The sequence below is a fragment of the Rathayibacter sp. VKM Ac-2805 genome, assembly GCF_009834265.1.
In the GTDB taxonomy this organism is placed as follows: Bacteria; Actinomycetota; Actinomycetes; order Actinomycetales; family Microbacteriaceae; genus Rathayibacter.
The window spans coordinates 1,575,707-1,592,321 of sequence record NZ_CP047185.1 but is presented as its reverse complement, the minus strand read 5'-3'; the positions used below and the strand labels follow the sequence as shown (position 1 = coordinate 1,592,321).

Genomic DNA, 16,615 nt, shown 5'->3' with positions numbered 1-16,615 from the left:
GTCCCGCGGACTAGAGCGTGAAGCCCCGGTCGTTCGGGCCGACCGGCGCCGGCAGCTGGGTCGTGCCCTCGAGGTAGCGGTCGACCTCGGCCGCGACGGAGCGGCCCTCCGCGATCGCCCAGACGATCAGGGACTGGCCGCGCCCGGCGTCGCCGGCCACGAAGACGCCGGGGACGCTGGTCTCGAAGGCGTCGCCGCGCGCGACGTTGCCGCGCTCGGTGAAGGGGACGTCGAGCTGGCGGCCGAGGTGGTCCGCCTCCGGGCCGGTGAAGCCGAGGGCGAGCAGGACCAGGTCGGCCGGGATCTCGCGCTCGGTGCCCGCCTTGGGGACGCGGCGTCCGTCGAGGTACTCGGTCTCGGCCACGCGCACCGCGCGGACCTCGCCGCCCTCGTTCGCGAGGAACTCCACGGTCGACGCGAGGAACATCCGCTCCCCGCCCTCCTCGTGGGCGCTCGAGACCTCGAACACGGTCGGGTCCATCGGCCAGGGCTGGCTGTCCGGGCGCTGCGACGGCGGCTGCTGCCCGATCGCCAGGTTCGTGACCGACGCGGCCTTCTGGCGGTGGGCGGTGCCGATGCAGTCCGCTCCGGTGTCGCCTCCGCCCAGGACGACGACGTGCTTGCCCTCGGCCGAGATCTGCTCGAAGACGCGGTCGCCCGCGATAGCGCGGTTCGACTGCACGAGGTACTCCATGGCGAAGTGCACGCCGTCGAGGTCGCGCCCCGGGATCGGCAGGTCGCGCGGCACGAGAGCGCCGGTGGCGACCACGACCGCGTCGTAGCGCGCCCGCAGGTCGTCCCAGGTGATGTCGGAGCCGATGTCGACGCCCGCGCGGAACCGGGTGCCCTCGGCCTTCATCTGGTTCAGGCGGAGCTCGAGGTGCTTCTTCTCCATCTTGAAGTCCGGGATCCCGTAGCGCAGGAGGCCGCCGATGCGGTCGTCGCGCTCGTAGACCGCGACGGTGTGCCCGGCGCGGGTGAGCTGCTGAGCGGCGGCGAGCCCCGCCGGGCCGGAGCCGACGACCGCGACGGTCTTGCCGGTCAGGCGCTCCGGCGGGTGCGGCTGCACCCAGTCGTTGCCGAAGGCCTGATCGATGATCGAGACCTCGATCTGCTTGATGGTGACGGCGGGCTGATTGATGCCGAGCACGCAGGACGACTCGCACGGCGCCGGGCAGAGCCGGCCCGTGAACTCCGGGAAGTTGTTCGTCGCGTGCAGGCGCTCGATCGCCTGGCGGCCCTCGCCGCGCCACATCAGGTCGTTCCACTCGGGGATCAGGTTCCCCAGCGGGCAGCCCTTGTGGCAGAACGGGATGCCGCAGTCCATGCAGCGGCCCGCCTGCCGGCGCAGCACGGCGGAGTCGCCCTGCTCGTAGACCTCTTTCCAGTCCATCAGGCGGACGGACACGGGACGCCGCTTGGGCAGCTCCCGGTCCTGCACCTTCAGGAACCCCTTGGGATCAGCCACCGGTCACCTCCAGAATCCGTCCCCAGACGACGTCGCCGTCGGGGTCGAGCCCCTCCTCCACAGCGGATGCGCGCGTCGCGAGCACCGCGGCGAAGTCGCGGGGCAGTACCTTGACGAAACGCGAGACCGTTCCGTCGAAATCGTCGAGCATCCCCTGGGCCAGGGTCGACTCGGTCTCGGCGACGTGCCGCTCGAGCAGGTCGCGCAGGATCTCCACGTCGGCGCTTCCGAGCTCGGAGAGGGTCAGCTCGCCGGAGGCGATCGCGTCGCGGTTCACGAGCTCGCGGCGCAGGCCGTGGATGTAGGCCGTGCCGCCCGACATGCCGGCGCCGAGGTTCCGCCCGGTCTCGCCGAGGATCACCGCCAGGCCGCCGGTCATGTACTCGAGCGCGTGGTCGCCCACTCCCTCGACCACCGCGGTGGCGCCGGAGTTGCGGACCAGGAAGCGCTCGCCGACCATCCCGCGGATGAACATCGTGCCCTGGGTCGCCCCGTAGCCGATCACGTTGCCGGCGATCACGTTCGTCGAGGCGTCGAAGGTGCTGCGGCGGTCCGGCCGCACCACGATCTGGCCGCCCGAGAGGCCCTTGCCGACGTAGTCGTTGGAGTCGCCCTCGAGCCGCAGCGTGATGCCGGCGGGGAGGAACGCTCCGAGCGACTGCCCGGCCGAGCCGCGGAGCGATACGACGATGGAGTCGGCCGGCAGGCCGTTCTCGCCGAATCGGACGGTGACCTCGTGGCCCAGCATGGTGCCGACGGCGCGCTCGGTGTTCTTGATCTCGCGCTCGATCCGCACGGTGCCGCGGTGGTCGAGCACGTTCGCCGCGAGGCGGATCAGCTCGTTGTCGAAGTGGTGCTCGAGCTCGTGCTCCTGCGCGCGGCCGTGGCGGCGCGGCTCCTCCGCCGTGAAGACCGGTCCGACGAGGATCGGCGTCAGGTCGAGCCCGCTCGCCTTCCAGTGCTCGATCGCCTGGTCGACGTCGAGCAGCTCGCGGTGTCCGACGATCTCGTCGACGCTCCGGAAGCCGAGCTGCGCGAGGTACTCGCGCACCTCCTGGGCGATGAACTCGAAGAAGTTGACGACGAATTCCGGCTTTCCGGAGAACCGCTGGCGCAGCTCCGGGTTCTGCGTCGCGACGCCCACCGGGCAGGTGTCGAGGTGGCAGACGCGCATCATGATGCAGCCCTCGACGATCAGCGGGGCCGTCGCGAAGCCGAACTCCTCGGCTCCGAGCAGCGCGCCGATGACGACGTCGCGACCGGTCTTCATCTGGCCGTCGACCTGCACGACCACACGGTCGCGCATGCCGTTGAGCATCAGCGTCTGCTGGGTCTCGGCCAGGCCGAGCTCCCAGGGCGTGCCCGCGTGCTTGAGCGAGTTCACCGGGCTCGCGCCGGTGCCGCCGTCGTGACCCGAGACGAGGATCACGTCGGCGAGGGCCTTCGCGGTGCCGGCGGCGACCGCTCCGATGCCCGACTGGCTGACCAGCTTCGCGTGGATGCGCGCCGACGGGTTCGCCCGCTTGAGGTCGAAGATCAGCTGCTTCAGGTCCTCGATCGAGTAGATGTCGTGGTGCGGCGGCGGCGAGATCAGGCCGACACCGGCGGTCGCGTGCCGAGTGCGCGCGATCCACGGGTACACCTTCGTGGGCGGGAGCTGACCGCCCTCGCCGGGCTTGGCACCCTGGGCGAGCTTGATCTGGATGTCGTCGGCGTGGGTGAGGTACATGCTCGTGACGCCGAAGCGGCCCGAGGCGACCTGCTTGATCGCGGAGCGGCGCTCCGGGTCGAGCAGCCGCTCGGTGTCCTCGCCGCCCTCGCCGGTGTTCGACTTGGCGCCGAGGCGGTTCATCGCGATGGCGAGCGTCTCGTGCGCCTCCGGCGAGATGGAGCCGTAGCTCATCGCGCCCGTCGAGAAGCGCTTGACGATCGCCTCGACCGGCTCGACCTCGTCGATCGGGATCGGCGTGCGCCCCGCGGTGTCGAGCTTGAACATCCCGCGGAGGGTCATCAGCGAGCTCGCCTGGTCGTCGACCATCTTCGTGTACTCGCGGAAGACGTCGTAGCGGCGGTTGCGCGTCGAATGCTGCAGGCGGAACACCGTGTCCGGGTTGAACAGGTGCGGGGCGCCGTCGCGGCGCCACTGGTACTCGCCGCCGACCGCCAGGCGCTCATGCGCGACGATCGCGCCGTCCTCGGGATAGGCGGCGCGGTGACGCGCGGCGTTCTCCTCGGCGACGACGTCGATGCCGATGCCGCCGAGCTTCGAGACGGTGCCGGTGAAGTACTGGTTTACGAACGCCTGGCTGAGGCCGACGGCCTCGAAGGTCTGCGCCCCGGCGTAGCTCGACACGGTGGAGATGCCCATCTTGGACATGATCTTCAGCACGCCCTTGCCGAGCGCCTTGATCACGTTCTTCACGGCCTTCTCCGGCGAGACGTCGGACAGCATGCCGCTGCGGACGAGGTCCTCGCAGGTCTCCATCGCCAGATACGGGTTGACCGCGGAGGCGCCGTAGCCGATGAGCGTCGCCACGTGGTGCACCTCGCGGACGTCGCCCGCCTCGACCACGAGCCCCACTCGCATCCGGTTCTCGGTGCGGATGAGGTGGTGGTGCACGGCGGCGAGCATCAGCAGCGACGGGATCGGCGCGAGGTCCTTGGTGGAGTCGCGGTCCGAGAGCACCAGGAACTGCGCTCCCGCGGCGATGGCCTCGTCGGCCTCGTCGCACATCTCGTCGATGCGGTCCTGCATCGCGCGGGGTCCCGCGTCGACGCGGTACAGGCCGCGGATCGTCGTGGTGATGTGGCTCAGCGGGCGCGGCGCGATGTGCTGGATCTTCGCGAGCTCGTCGTTGTCGATGACCGGGAAGTCGAGGACGACCTGGCGCGCATGCTCGGCACCGGCGGTCAGCAGATTGCGCTCGGGGCCGAGGCCCAGGCGGAGCGAGGTCACGACCTCCTCGCGGATCGAGTCCAGCGGCGGGTTCGTCACCTGCGCGAAGGCCTGCGTGAAGTAGTCGAAGAGCAGGCGGGGGCGCTTGGACAGGACGGCCACGGGGGTGTCCGAGCCCATCGCTCCGAGCGGCTCCGCACCGGCGCGCGCCATCGGCAGCAGGAGGAGGCGGACCTCCTCCTCGGTGTAGCCGAAGGTGCGCTGGCGGCGGTTGACCGAGGCGGGCGTGTGCACGATGTGCTCGCGCTCGGGGAGGTCCTTGAGGTTGATGCGGCCCTTCTCGAGCCACTCCTCGAACGGACCGGAGGCGGCGAGCTGCCCCTTGATCTCCTCGTCCTCGACGATGCGGCCCTGCTCGGTGTCGACCAGGAACATGCGGCCGGGCTGCAGGCGTCCCTTGCGGACCACCTTCGCGGGGTCGATGTCGAGCACGCCGATCTCGCTGGCGAGCACCACGAGCCCGTCGTCGGTGACGACGTAGCGGCCGGGGCGGAGCCCGTTGCGGTCGAGGGTGGCGCCGACGAGCTCGCCGTCGGTGAAGACGATCGCGGCCGGGCCGTCCCACGGCTCCATGAGCATCGAGTGGTACTCGTAGAACGCGCGGCGCTTCGGGTCGAGCGCGCCGTCCTGGTTCTCCCAGGCCTCCGGCACCATCATCATGACCGCATGCGGGAGCGACCGGCCGGCCAGGTTGAGCAGCTCGACGGTCTCGTCGAACGAGGCGGAGTCGCTGCGGCCGGGCGAGACGATCGGGAACAGCGGGGCCAGGTCGCCCAGCTCGCGGCTCTTCAGCTGCGACTGGCGTGCGCGCATCCAGTTGCGGTTGCCCTGCACCGTGTTGATCTCGCCGTTGTGCGCGATCATCCGGAACGGCTGAGCGAGCGGCCACGACGGGAAGGTGTTGGTGGAGTACCGGGAGTGCACCAGCGCGAGCTTCGACGCGAAGCGCTCGTCGGACAGGTCCGGGTAGAACGGCTCCAGCTGGAGCGTCGTCACCATGCCCTTGTAGACGAGCGTGCGGCTCGAGAGCGACATGAAGTAGACCTCGAGCTCGCGCTCGACGCGCTTGCGCAGGCGGAAGGTCAGGCGGTCCAGGCGCACGGAGGAGAGGGGCGTGCCGCTCTCGTCGGTCAGCTCGCTCCGGATGAACAGCTGCTCGATCGCCGGCATGGCGGCCCGGGCGAGCGTGCCGATCTCGTCGGGCTGCACGGGCACGGAGCGCCAGCCGACCACGGCGAGGTTCTCCTCGCGGGCGATGTCGGCGATCGTCGACTTGACCCGCTCGCGCTCGAACACGTCCACCGGGAGGAAGGCGTTGCCCACCGCGTACTGGCCCAGCGGCGGGAGCTCGAAGGGAGCGACCGCGCGGAGGAACTCGTCCGGGATCTGCGTGATGATCCCGGCGCCGTCGCCCGTTCCCGCGTCGGAGCCGACGGCGCCGCGGTGCTCGAGGTTGCGCAGCGCGTTCAGCGCGGCGTCGATGATGTCGTGGCCGGCGGTGCCGCGCATGGTGGCGACCATCGCGAGACCGCACGCGTCCTTCTCGGCGGCCGGATCGTACATCCCCTGCGCCGGCGGCATGCCCAGGAAGGGCACGGCGCGGGCCGGGGTCGAGGGCTGGGCGGAGGCCATGGGAACCGTCCTCACGGGGGTGATGGCTGATCGGGACGTCACTGGCCCGCGGTGGTGGAGGAGGAGCGGCTCCCCGATCGGGAGGGCCGCAGGGTTCTGCCGTGGCGCGAGCGTCGCGCGCCGTCGGCGGTGCCTGCACGACGACCCGCCCGCGGCAGCGCTCGTGGCTGCGCCGCGATGGGGCGGTCGTGGAGGTGTCGGGCACCCGGGAGGCGGTCGCGGAGGCTCCGCGACCTCCGTCAGGTGCGGGAGACCGTCGGCTTCTCGGCGTCGGTGCCGGAAGCAGGGGTGGTGGTGTCGTCGGAGTCGGACTCGACGTCCTCGAATTCTACCGCAGCCGGGGCGGGCGTCCACTCGCGACCCGGCCGGTAGGCCGAGGGCTCGGCGCCCGGGTGCTCGCGCTTCTGGATCACCACGAGGACCAGGCCGATGACCACGGCGATGAGCGCGGCCCAGACGTTGGTGCGGATGCCCCAGAAGAACTCGCTCGGGTCGATCCGGATGGACTCGAACCAGACGCGGCCGATCCCGTACCAGATCAGGTAGGCGGCGAAGACGGTGCCCCACTGCAGCTTGAGACGGCGCTCGAGCAGGAGGATGACCGCGATGCCGACGACGTTCCAGAGGATCTCGTAGAGGAAGGTCGGGTGGAAGAGCGTGCCCGCCGGGAGGCCGACGGGGAAGGCCGGGTTGGTGGTCTCGATCTCGAGACCCCAGGGCAGCGTGGTGGGCAGGCCGAAGAGCTCGTGGTTGAACCAGTTGCCCAGGCGCCCGAGCGCCTGCGCGGCGAGCATCCCGGGTGCGAGGGCGTCGGCGAAGGTCCAGAACCGCACGCCCGTCCAGCGGCAGCCGATGTAGGCCCCGACCGCTCCGCCGATCAGCCCGCCGAAGATGGCATTGCCGCCGTTCCAGATGCGGACGACCTCCCACGGGTCGGCGCCGTCGTAGAAGTAGTCGCCGGGGTGGGTGAGCACGTGGTAGGCGCGGGCGCCGACGATGCCGAGCGGCACCGCCCAGATGATGATGTCGAGGACGACCCACGGCTCGGCGCCGCGGCGCTTGAGGCGCTGGTTCGTCATGATCGTCGCCACGATGATCCCCGCGAGGATGCAGAGCGCGTAGGTGTGGATCGCGAGCGTCCAGTTGCCGATCGTGAGGTCGTACTGACTCCACGCGTCGGGGGGGCTCGGAATGCTCAGCGGTACGGACACCGGTACTCGACCTTTCGAAGGAGGGGGTCCCCCGGGCACGGCTCGGCCGCGCCCCGGTGGGCATCCCGATTGTAGCGGGAGGGTGTCAGCGCGCGGAGCGCAGGCGGGTGCCCTCGGCGAGGCCGCGGGAGGTCTCGGCGACCGCGTCGACCCCGCCGGACGCCAGCGCCCGCACCAGGGCGGATCCGACGATGGCGCCGTCCGCGTAGGCGAGGATCTCGGCGACCTGCTCGCCGGTCGAGATGCCCAGGCCGACGCACGCGCTCTCGGAGCCGGCGGCGCGGAGGCGGTCGACCAGGGTGCGGGCCGCGGAGTCGACGTCGGTTCGCGCGCCGGTGATGCCCATCGTCGAGACCGCGTAGACGAATCCACGGCTCGAGTCGACGGCCTGGCGCAGGCGAGTGTCCGTCGAGGACGGCGCCGCGAGGAACACGCGGTCGAGTCCGAGCCGCTCGGAGACGGCGAGCCACTCGGCGCCCTCGTCCGGGATCAGGTCGGGCGTGATGAGGCCGGACCCGCCGGCCTCGGCCAGATCGGTGGCGAAGCGCTCGACCCCGTACTGCAGGACGGGGTTGTAGTAGGTCATCACCAGGACCGGCACGTCGACGCGCGCCCGGATCTCGCGGACGGCCTCGAAGCCGTGGCGGAGGCGGAAGCCGCCCGCGATGGCGGCCTGGGTCGCCTCCTGGATGACGGGTCCGTCCATCACCGGATCGGAGTAGGGCAGACCGAGCTCGATCGCGTCGACGCCGTTCTCGGCCATGGCCACGGCGGCGTCGATGCTGGTCGGCAGGTCGGGGAAGCCGACGGGGAGGTAGCCGATCAGGGCGCCCGCCGCCTCCTCGTTCCGGCGCCGGACGGTCTCGGCGACGCTCGGTCCGCGGCCGCTCACGACTGCACCGCGCCCTGGTCCATGAGGCCGAAGTAGTGCGCAGCGGTCGTCATGTCCTTGTCGCCGCGGCCCGAGAGGTTGACCAGGATGGTGGCCTCGGGGCCGAGCTCGCGCCCGAGCTCCAGCGTGCCGGCCAGCGCGTGCGCGGACTCGATCGCCGGGATGATCCCCTCGGTGCGGCTGAGCAGCATGAGCGCGTCCATCGCGGCCGAGTCGGTGACCGCGCGGTAGTCGGCGCGGCCGATGCTCGAGAGCCACGCGTGCTCCGGGCCGATGCCCGGGTAGTCGAGGCCGGCCGAGATCGAGTGCGACTCGACGGTCTGGCCGTCCTCGTCCTGGAGGAGGAAGCTGCGGGCGCCGTGCAGGACGCCGGGGCGGCCCTTGCTGATGGTCGCCGCGTGGCGGGGGGTCTCGATCCCGTCGCCGCCGGCCTCGAAGCCGACGAGGCGGACCTCGGGGTCGTCGAGGAAGGCGTGGAAGATCCCCATCGCGTTGGAGCCGCCGCCGACGCAGGCGGTGACCGCGGTGGGCAGCGAGCCGGTGAGCTCGAGGACCTGCTCGCGCGCCTCCTCGCCGATGATCTTCTGGAAGTCCCGGACGAGGGCCGGGAACGGGTGCGGGCCCGCGACGGTGCCGAAGATGTAGTTCGTGGTGCCCACGTTCGTCACCCAGTCGCGCATCGCGTCGTTGATCGCGTCCTTGAGGGTGCGCGAGCCGGTCGTCACGGGGATCACCTCGGCGCCGAGCAGGCGCATGCGGGCGACGTTGAGGGCCTGGCGCTCGGTGTCGACCTCGCCCATGTAGACCACGCAGTCGAGGCCGAACAGGGCGGCGGCCGTGGCGGTCGCGACGCCGTGCTGGCCCGCTCCCGTCTCGGCGATGACGCGGGTCTTGCCGATCCGCTTGGTGAGCAGCGCCTGGCCCAGCACGTTGTTGATCTTATGCGAGCCGGTGTGGTTGAGGTCCTCGCGCTTGAGGATGATCCGCGCACCGCCGGCGTGCTCGGCGAACCGCGGCACCTCGGTGATGATCGACGGACGACCGGTGTAGCTGCGGTGCAGCTCCATCAGCTCGGCCGCGAACGCGGGGTCGACCTTCGTGCGCTCGTACTCGGCGCTCAGCTCGTCGAGGGCCTCGACGAGGGACTCGGGGACGTAGCGTCCGCCGAACTCGCCGAAGTAGGGGCCGAGTTCATCCCGGAGTGCCATGGGGGTACCGCCTATCGGAGTGGTCAGTGCGCCAGGAAGCCGGCGAGGGTGGAGACGGGGTCGCCGCCGGTGACGAGAGCCTCGCCCACGAGGACGACGTCGGCTCCGGAGCCGCGGTAGTGCGCGACGTCGTCGGCGGTGAGGACGGCCGACTCGGCCACCTTCACCGCATCGTCGGGGAAGCGCTCGGAGAGGCGGCCGAAGAGGTCGCGGTCGAGCTGGAAGGTGGAGAGGTCGCGGGCGTTCACGCCGATGAGCCGCGCGCCGAGGTCGGCGGCCCGCTCGAGCTCGTCGGCCGAGTGCGTCTCGACGAGCGGGGTCATCCCCAGCTCGAGCACGAGGGCGTGCAGCTCGGCGAGCAGGGGCTGCTCGAGCGCGGCGACGATGAGGAGGACCAGGTCGGCTCCGGCCGCGCGGGCCTCGAGGACCTGGTACGGCTCGGCGACGAAGTCCTTGCGCAGGACGGGGATCGACACGCGCTCGCGGACCGCCTCGAGGTCCGCGAGGGACCCCTTGAAGCGGCGCTCCTCGGTGAGGACGCTGATCGCGCTCGCTCCCCCGAGCTCGTACTGTCCGGCCAGCTCGGCGGGGACGGGGATGTCGGCGAGGGCTCCGCGCGACGGGCTGGCGCGCTTCACCTCGGCGATGATCCTGACGCGCTCGGCGGGGGCCAGAGCGGCCAGGGCGTCGAGGGCGGGCGCCTGGGCGAGCGCGCGGCGCTCGACGGCTTCGAGCGGGGCGCTCTCGCGGCGCCGGGCCGCGTCGGCCAGGGCGCCGGCGGTGAGGTCGGCGAGCACCTAGGCGCGCGCCTTCGGGTTCGCCTTCGCGCCGTTGACGCCGTAGCCCGCCTTGGCCATGCCCATGCCCACGAGCAGACCCACCACGACCAGGCCGGCCGAGAGCCAGACCACCAGGGGCACGTCGAACCAGAACGCGATCGTGCCGATCGTGAATCCGACCAGCATGATGACGACGGCCGTCCACGCTGCGGGCGAGTGGCCGTGGTTGTCGTCGTCGTGCTCGGTGCTCATGGGTCTCCTCCTGGGGGTGCATCGGGACCAGAGCAGTCTAGCGTGAGGCGCCTGAGCGCCCGGCCCGGACTCGCCTGCGCAGCCCCCTGCAGGAGGCGGGGATGCCGGACCGCCGGACACGTCCCCGGCCGCTGTCAGCGGCCCGAGGTGGGGTCGTCGCCGCGCGAGAGCTCGTCCCACGAGACGACCGGGTCGATGTCGCCGTCGTCCGTCTGCACGGTCGACGCGCCGTGGCCGTAGCCGTCGGCGGGCTCGAAGCGGGAGGCGCGCTTCCGCGCCGCTCCCGGCCAGCGGCCCGAGGTCGCGAGGACGCCGATCCCGAGCAGCGCGGTGAGCACGCCGCAGACCAGGGCGACGACGGGCCAGGCCGTCGCGGAGGACGAGGCCACGAGCGCCGCGACGGACTGCTCCCCCGCGATGGCGGTCGCCTCGGTGACGAGCGAAGCGCCGGCGCGCACGGGGTCGCCCAGTGCCGTCGCGGCCGCGAGCACCACCGAGGCGCCGAGGACGGCCTGGAGCACACCGAGCACGATCCGGAAGACGGGGCCGGCGATGGCGAGGGCCGCGGCGAGGGCGAGGCCCGCGAGCGCCAGGGCGGAGAGCGCGGGCGCGGCGACGGTCCCGGCCACGTCGATCCGCTGGCCCTCCCCCTCGATCGCGGCCAGGGTCAGCGTGGACCAGGTCTGGGTGGAGGAGGTCAGCTCGAGCGCGGCGAGCAGCACGACCCCGAGGATCGCCGTGTACTTCAGCCGCCGTCCGCTCATGCTCACTCCGCCGGACCGAGGCCGGTGAACGGCACGAGGGGGTCGACGTCGAAGCAGGCGTGCTCGCCCGTGTGGCAGGCGGCGCCGATCTGCTCGACCTGGACCAGCACGGTGTCGGCGTCGCAGTCGAGGGCGGCACCCCGCACGTACTGCGCGTGCCCGGACGTGTCGCCCTTGCGCCAGTACTCCTCGCGCGAGCGCGACCAGAAGGTGACGCGGCCCTCGGTGAGGGTCCGCCGGAGCGCCTCGCGGTCCATCCAGCCCATCATGAGCACCTCGCGGGTGTCGTGCTGCTGGATGATCGCGGGCAGGAGCCCGGTCGGATCGAAGGCGGCGCGGTCCAGGACGGCGTCGAGCTCGGCGGGGGTCATCGGATCTCGATCCCGGAGGCGGCGAGCGCGCGCTTGACGTCGCCGATCGTCAGCTCGCGGTTGTGGAAGACGGAGGCGGCGAGCACGGCGTCGGCTCCCGCGTCGACGGCCGGAGCGAAGTGCTCGACGGCGCCGGCGCCTCCGGAGGCGATGACCGGCACGGAGCTCAGCTCGCGCATCGCGGCGATCAGCTCGAGGTCGAAGCCCTGCTTGGTGCCGTCGGCGTCGATGGAGTTGACCAGCAGCTCCCCGGCGCCGCGCTCGACGGCCTCGGCCGCCCAGGCCAGGGCGTCGAGCTCGGTCTCGCGGCGTCCGCCGTGAGTGGTGACGACGAAGCCGGACGCCGTGGCGTCGCTCCGCTTGACGTCGAGCGAGAGCACGAGCACCTGCGCGCCGAAGACGTCGGCGATCTCGCCGAGGAGCTCGGGCCGGGCGATCGCGGCGGAGTTGACGCCCACCTTGTCGGCGCCGTGCGCGAGCAGTCGCGAGACGTCCTCGGCGCTGCGCACGCCTCCGCCGACCGTGAGCGGGATGAAGACCTGCTCGGCGGTCGCCCGCACCACGTCGTAGGTGGTCGAGCGGTCGTCGACCGTGGCGGTGACGTCGAGGAAGGTCAGCTCGTCGGCGCCCTGCTCGAAGTAGAGGCGGGCGAGCTCGACGGGGTCGCCCGCATCGCGCAGGTTCTGGAAGTTGACGCCCTTCACGACGCGGCCGGCGGCGACGTCGAGGCAGGGGATGACGCGGACGGCGAGACTCATCGGCTCCCCCTCTACAGGCGCGCGGCGTGGATGGAGGTGACCAGGATCGCGCGGGCGCCCAGGTCGTACAGGCGGTCCATCACCTGGTTCATGTCCGAGCGCGGCACCATCACGCGGACGGCCACCCACTCGGCGTCGTGCAGCGGCGAGACCGTCGGCGACTCGAAGCCCGGGGCGATCGCCGTGGCGCTCTCCAGGAGCGCGACGGGGCAGTCGTAGTCGAGCAGCACGTACTCGCGCGCGACCAGCACGCCCTGGAGGCGGCGCAGCAGCACCGGGATGCCCTCGGGCTCCCCCGCGGCGGAGACCAGGACGGCGGTCGAGTCCAGGATGACCGGCCCGAAGATCTCGAGTCCGGCCTTGCGGAGCGTGGTGCCGGTCTCGACGACATCCGCGATGACGTCGGCGACGCCGAGCTGGATCGCGGACTCGACCGCGCCGTCGAGGCGGATCAGCGTCACCTCGACGCCGTGCTCCCGGAGGAAGCGGCCCACGAGGCCCGGGTAGCTGGTCGCCACGCGGAGGCCGTCGATCTGCGCGAGCTCGTCGTAGCGGCCGGCGGGCCCGGCGAAGCGGAAGGTGGAGTTCGCGAAGCCGAGGCTCGCGATCTCGCGCGCCTCGGAGCCGGAGTCGATCAGGAGGTCGCGGCCGGTGACCCCGACGTCGAGAGCGCCGGAGCCGACGTAGGTGGCGATGTCGCGCGGGCGCAGGTAGAAGAACTCCACCCCGTTGCGCTCGTCGACGACGTGCAGCTCCTTCGGGTCGCGGCGGCCGGTGTAGCCGGCCTCCGCGAGCATCTGACCGGCGGTCTCCGAGAGGGAGCCCTTGTTGGGGACGGCGACGCGCAGGAGCGCCGGGGCGGGGGTGGTGGTCACGGGACGTCCTTCATGACTCGACGGCTGTTCAGGGGGCGGCACGGCTCCTCGGGGAGCGTGCGGGCGCGACGGCGCGGAGCGGAGGCGCACCCCGGCGAGCGGGGCGGGGCTCACAGATGCCGGTAGACGTCGGCCGTCGTCAGTCCCTTGGCGAGCATGAGCACCTGCAGGTGGTAGAGCAGCTGCGAGATCTCCTCGGCGGTGCGCTCGTCGCCCTCGTACTCGGCGGCCATCCACACCTCGGCGGCCTCCTCGACGATCTTCTTGCCGATGAAGTGCACGCCGGCGTCGAGCTCGCGGACGGTGCCCGAACCCTCGGGACGGGCGGCGGCCTTCTCGCCCAGCTCAGCGAAGAGGTCGTCGAAAGTTTTCACCGGGGAAGTCTATACGGCGGCCGGGCGCGGGCCGCCTCAGTGCCGGTGCAGGTGAGCGGTCGCCGTCTCGCGCAGCGACGCGATCGCGGCCTCCGGGTCGTCCGCGCCGAAGACCGCGGAGCCCGCGACGAAGGTGTCGGCTCCCGCCTCCGCTGCGATCTCGATCGTGCCGGGTGCGATCCCGCCGTCGACCTGGAGCCAGACGTCGAGCCCGGTGCGGTCCACCACGTTCCGGAGGGTGCGCAGCTTGGGCATCGTCTCCTCCATGAAGGACTGGCCCCCGAAGCCGGGCTCGACCGTCATCACGAGGACCTGGTCGAACTCGGGCAGGAGGTCGAGGTAGTCGTCCACCATCGTGCCCGGCTTGAGCGCGATCCCCGCTCGCGAGCCGATCTCGCGCAGGCGCCGCGCGAGGGCCACGGCGTCGCGCGCGGCCTCGGCGTGGAAGGTCACGGAGTAGGCGCCGGTCTCGGCGTAGTCGGGGGCCCACCGGTCGGGGTCGTCGATCATCAGGTGCAGGTCGAGCGGCCGGGGCGAGACGTCCTGGAGGCGCTGGACCATGGTCAGCCCGAAGGTGAGGTTCGGCACGAAGTGGTTGTCCATCACGTCGACGTGCACGAGGTCGGCTCCGGCGATGCGCTGCAGCTCGGCCTCGAAGTTCACGAAGTCGGCGGAGAGGATGCTGGGGTTGATCCGTGCGGGCATGCCTCCAGCCTAGATCGGAGCGTCCTCCGCGTCCGCCCGGCCGAGCACGCTCCCGCTCCGGAGGGGTCAGGCGTTCCCGGACGCCGCCTCGAGGGGCCGGCGGCGGAGGAGCTGCACGAACATGGCGTCGGTGCCGTGCCGGTGCGGCCAGAGCTGCACGTGGAGGGGGCCGTCCGGCAGCGGGAGCGGGTCCGCCGTCACCGCGCGCAGCACGGCCGGCGTGTCGACGAGCTCGAGCTCGTGCCGCTCCTGCGCGAGGGCGAGCACGCGCCGGGTCTCTCCGAGGTGCGGCGAGCAGGTCACGTAGGCCAGCAGCCCGTCGGGAGCGAGAGCCCTCACCGCGGAGTCGAGCAGCTCGCCCTGGAGGGCGGCCAGCGGCTCCACGTCGGCCGCGGACTTGCGCCAGCGCGCCTCGGGCCGACGCCGCAGCGCACCGAGACCGGTGCACGGCGCGTCGAGGAGGATGCGGTCGAACGATCCCGGCCGCTCGTCGCCCAGGTCGCGCCCGTCGCCGGTGCGCACCTCGACCGACGGGTCGACGGCGGCCAGCGCCTGCCGCACCAGGCCCGCGCGGCCCGGGACCACCTCGTTGGCGAGCAGCGCCGCCCCGCCTGCGCGCGCCTCCGCCGCGAGCAGCGCCGCCTTGCCGCCGGGTCCCGCGCACAGGTCGAGCCAGCGCTCGCCCGGGCGGACCGGCCGTGCCCGGGAGAGCGCCAGAGCGGCGAGCTGGGAGCCCTCGTCCTGCACGCGCACGCGGCCCTCGTGCACCGCGGGGAACGCCTCCGGGTCGCCGCCGGTGCTGGTCATGCCGACCGGCGAGAACCGGTCGGATTCGGCGTCGGCGATCTCGCCGGGAGACGCCAGGCCCGGCAGAGCCACAAGGTTCACCCGCGGAGCCGCGTTGTCGGCGGCGAGCAGCGCGTCGAGCTCGTCGGCCGCCCCCTCCGCCGCCAGCGCCCGTCGCAGGGCGCGCACGATCCACACGGGGTGGGAGCTCAGCGCGGCGATCCGGTCGTCCCCGGAGACCGCGGCCGCGGAGACCCGCTCGCGCCACTCGCCGGCGCTCGAGCGCGAGACCGCGCGCAGCACGGCGTTGGCGAAGGCCACCGCTCCCCGCGAGGAGCCGGCCGCGACGAGCGCGACGCTCTCGTTCACCGCGGCGTGCGGGGCCACACGGGTCGCGAGCAGCTGGTGCACGCCCAGGCGCAGCGCGTCGAGCACGGGCGCATCGATGCTCTCGACGGACCGGCCGGCCGCCAGGGCGATCACGCGGTCGTAGTAGCCGGACATCCGCAGAGTGCCGTAGCAGAGCTCGGTGGCCAGTCCCGCGTCGGCGGGCGAGAGGCCGGCGGCGCTGATCCGCGCGGGCAGGACCAGGTTGGCGTAGGCGTCCGACCCGCTCACCGCGAGCAGGACGTCGTAGGCGACCCGGCGGGCGGGAGCGGCCTCGCGCCGGGCGCTCACGCGAGCACCGTGCTCTCGCGCAGGCCGCGGGCCCAGGCGGCGCCGGCCATCGGGGTCCTGCCGGCGGGCTGGACGGTGACCAGCTCCACCGCTCCGTCCGCGGTGCCGACGAGGGCGCGCCCCGAGTCGAGGCGGACGACGCCGGGAGCGAGGTCCCCCTCGGCCGCGCGGACCGCGAGCACCTTGAGGCGCGCGTCCCCCACCGCGGTCGAGGCTCCGGGCTCGGGAGTCGTTCCGCGCACGAGCGCGAGGACCCGCGCGGTCGGGAGGCTCCAGTCGATCCGGCCGTCGGCGGCGTCGAGCTTGGGAGCGGGGGTCGCCTGTCCGGCCTGCGGAGTCGCGACGGCCGTGCCCTCCTCCAGCGCGTCGACCACGCCGAGGGTGAGGCCGGCGCCGCTCCCGGCCAGCTCCGTCAGCAGCTCGCCCGCGGTGCGCTCCCCCGCGTCGACGGCGAGCTCGGCGTACACGTCACCGGCGTCGAGCTCGGCGACCAGCTGGAAGACGCTCGCGCCGATCCGCGTGTCGCCCGCCATCAGCGCCCGCTGGACGGGAGCCGCCCCGCGCCAGCGCGGCAGCAGGGAGAAGTGCAGGTTGATCCAGCCCAGGCGCGGCACCGCCAGCAGGCGCTGCCGGACGAGGCCGCCGTAGGCCACGATCACGCCGAGGTCGGGGGCGAGGCCCGCGATCCGGTCGGTCACGTCCTCGTCGAGGCGGTTCGCCCGGATCACCGGGATCCCCAGCTCCTCGGCCGCGACGGCGACCGGCGAGGGGGTGAGCACGCGCTTGCGGCCCACCGGGGCGTCCTCCCGGGTGACCACGGCGACGACCTCGTGCGCGGAGGCGGCGAGGTCGCGGAGGGTCGGAACGGCGGCGGCGGGCGTGCCGGCGAAGACGAGGCGCACGGGG

The 16,615-nt window shown here is 72.7% G+C and carries 15 protein-coding genes; all 15 read right to left on the bottom strand.

Going from position 1 to position 16,615, the window contains the following annotated elements:
- Positions 1-10 precede the first annotated feature (10 nt).
- Complete coding sequence (locus GSU40_RS07445) at positions 11-1,468, bottom strand: glutamate synthase subunit beta (RefSeq protein WP_104221867.1); 1,458 nt, start codon at positions 1,466-1,468, stop codon at positions 11-13.
- Positions 1,461-6,005 carry a glutamate synthase large subunit gene (gene gltB, locus GSU40_RS07440; RefSeq protein WP_244229660.1) on the bottom strand — a complete coding sequence of 1,515 codons (4,545 nt, stop codon included), beginning with the start codon at positions 6,003-6,005 and terminating at the stop codon, positions 1,461-1,463. The genes GSU40_RS07445 and gltB overlap by 8 nt, the downstream gene beginning before the upstream one ends.
- A 290-nt stretch (positions 6,006-6,295) precedes the next feature.
- Positions 6,296-7,267 carry a prolipoprotein diacylglyceryl transferase gene (gene lgt / locus GSU40_RS07435; RefSeq protein ID WP_279630845.1) on the bottom strand — a complete coding sequence of 324 codons (972 nt, stop codon included), beginning with the start codon at positions 7,265-7,267 and terminating at the stop codon, positions 6,296-6,298.
- A gap of 85 nt (positions 7,268-7,352) precedes the next feature.
- Entirely contained in the window at positions 7,353-8,159 is an 807-nt protein-coding gene (gene trpA, locus GSU40_RS07430; protein WP_104232657.1) for a tryptophan synthase subunit alpha, read from the bottom strand.
- Complete coding sequence (gene trpB / locus GSU40_RS07425) at positions 8,156-9,367, bottom strand: tryptophan synthase subunit beta (RefSeq protein WP_104225310.1); 1,212 nt, start codon at positions 9,365-9,367, stop codon at positions 8,156-8,158. The genes trpA and trpB overlap by 4 nt, the downstream gene beginning before the upstream one ends.
- A 23-nt stretch (positions 9,368-9,390) precedes the next feature.
- A complete protein-coding gene (trpC, locus tag GSU40_RS07420) occupies positions 9,391-10,164 on the bottom strand; it encodes an indole-3-glycerol phosphate synthase TrpC (RefSeq protein ID WP_104221862.1) in 774 nt (257 codons plus the stop codon).
- Positions 10,165-10,398, bottom strand: a complete 234-nt coding sequence (locus GSU40_RS07415; protein ID WP_104221860.1) for a DUF6704 family protein — start codon at positions 10,396-10,398, stop codon at positions 10,165-10,167.
- A 134-nt stretch (positions 10,399-10,532) separates the two neighbouring features.
- Complete coding sequence (locus GSU40_RS07410) at positions 10,533-11,162, bottom strand: Trp biosynthesis-associated membrane protein (RefSeq protein ID WP_104287918.1); 630 nt, start codon at positions 11,160-11,162, stop codon at positions 10,533-10,535.
- A gap of 2 nt (positions 11,163-11,164) precedes the next feature.
- The gene (hisI, locus tag GSU40_RS07405; protein WP_160034278.1) at positions 11,165-11,533 is read right to left on the bottom strand and encodes a phosphoribosyl-AMP cyclohydrolase; all 369 of its coding nucleotides are present in this window, start codon (positions 11,531-11,533) and stop codon (positions 11,165-11,167) included.
- Positions 11,530-12,291, bottom strand: a complete 762-nt coding sequence (gene hisF / locus GSU40_RS07400; RefSeq protein ID WP_104221853.1) for an imidazole glycerol phosphate synthase subunit HisF — start codon at positions 12,289-12,291, stop codon at positions 11,530-11,532. Before hisF ends, hisI begins: the two co-directional genes overlap by 4 nt.
- An 11-nt stretch (positions 12,292-12,302) precedes the next feature.
- Positions 12,303-13,166 (bottom strand): ATP phosphoribosyltransferase, encoded by an 864-nt coding sequence (gene hisG, locus GSU40_RS07395; RefSeq protein ID WP_104221851.1) that lies wholly within the window; start codon positions 13,164-13,166, stop codon positions 12,303-12,305.
- A gap of 110 nt (positions 13,167-13,276) precedes the next feature.
- On the bottom strand, positions 13,277-13,540 hold the full coding sequence (locus tag GSU40_RS07390) for a phosphoribosyl-ATP diphosphatase (RefSeq protein WP_055791842.1): 264 nt from the start codon (positions 13,538-13,540) through the stop codon (positions 13,277-13,279).
- A gap of 36 nt (positions 13,541-13,576) precedes the next feature.
- Positions 13,577-14,245: a ribulose-phosphate 3-epimerase gene (rpe, locus tag GSU40_RS07385; RefSeq protein WP_104232661.1), complete on the bottom strand. Its 669-nt coding sequence runs from the start codon at positions 14,243-14,245 to the stop codon at positions 13,577-13,579.
- 66 nt (positions 14,246-14,311) lie between these two features.
- Positions 14,312-15,709, bottom strand: coding sequence for a transcription antitermination factor NusB (locus tag GSU40_RS07380; RefSeq protein WP_244229627.1), 1,398 nt, complete (start codon positions 15,707-15,709; stop codon positions 14,312-14,314).
- On the bottom strand, positions 15,706-16,611 hold the full coding sequence (locus tag GSU40_RS16920) for a methionyl-tRNA formyltransferase (RefSeq protein WP_160034276.1): 906 nt from the start codon (positions 16,609-16,611) through the stop codon (positions 15,706-15,708). Before GSU40_RS16920 ends, GSU40_RS07380 begins: the two co-directional genes overlap by 4 nt.
- Between the last annotated feature and the right edge of the window lie 4 nt (positions 16,612-16,615).

Bases quoted from the DNA above. Each gene is read 5' to 3' on its own strand.
- rpe (WP_104232661.1), bottom strand. From the start codon at position 14,245: ATGCCCGCACGGATCAACCCCAGCATCCTCTCCGCCGACTTCGTGAAC.
- gltB (WP_244229660.1), bottom strand. From the start codon at position 6,005: ATGCCGCCGGCGCAGGGGATGTACGATCCGGCCGCCGAGAAGGACGCG.
- trpB (WP_104225310.1), bottom strand. From the start codon at position 9,367: ATGGCACTCCGGGATGAACTCGGCCCCTACTTCGGCGAGTTCGGCGGA.
- GSU40_RS07415 (WP_104221860.1), bottom strand. From the start codon at position 10,398: ATGAGCACCGAGCACGACGACGACAACCACGGCCACTCGCCCGCAGCG.
- hisF (WP_104221853.1), bottom strand. From the start codon at position 12,291: ATGAGTCTCGCCGTCCGCGTCATCCCCTGCCTCGACGTCGCCGCCGGC.
- GSU40_RS07410 (WP_104287918.1), bottom strand. From the start codon at position 11,162: ATGAGCGGACGGCGGCTGAAGTACACGGCGATCCTCGGGGTCGTGCTG.
- hisI (WP_160034278.1), bottom strand. From the start codon at position 11,533: ATGACCCCCGCCGAGCTCGACGCCGTCCTGGACCGCGCCGCCTTCGAT.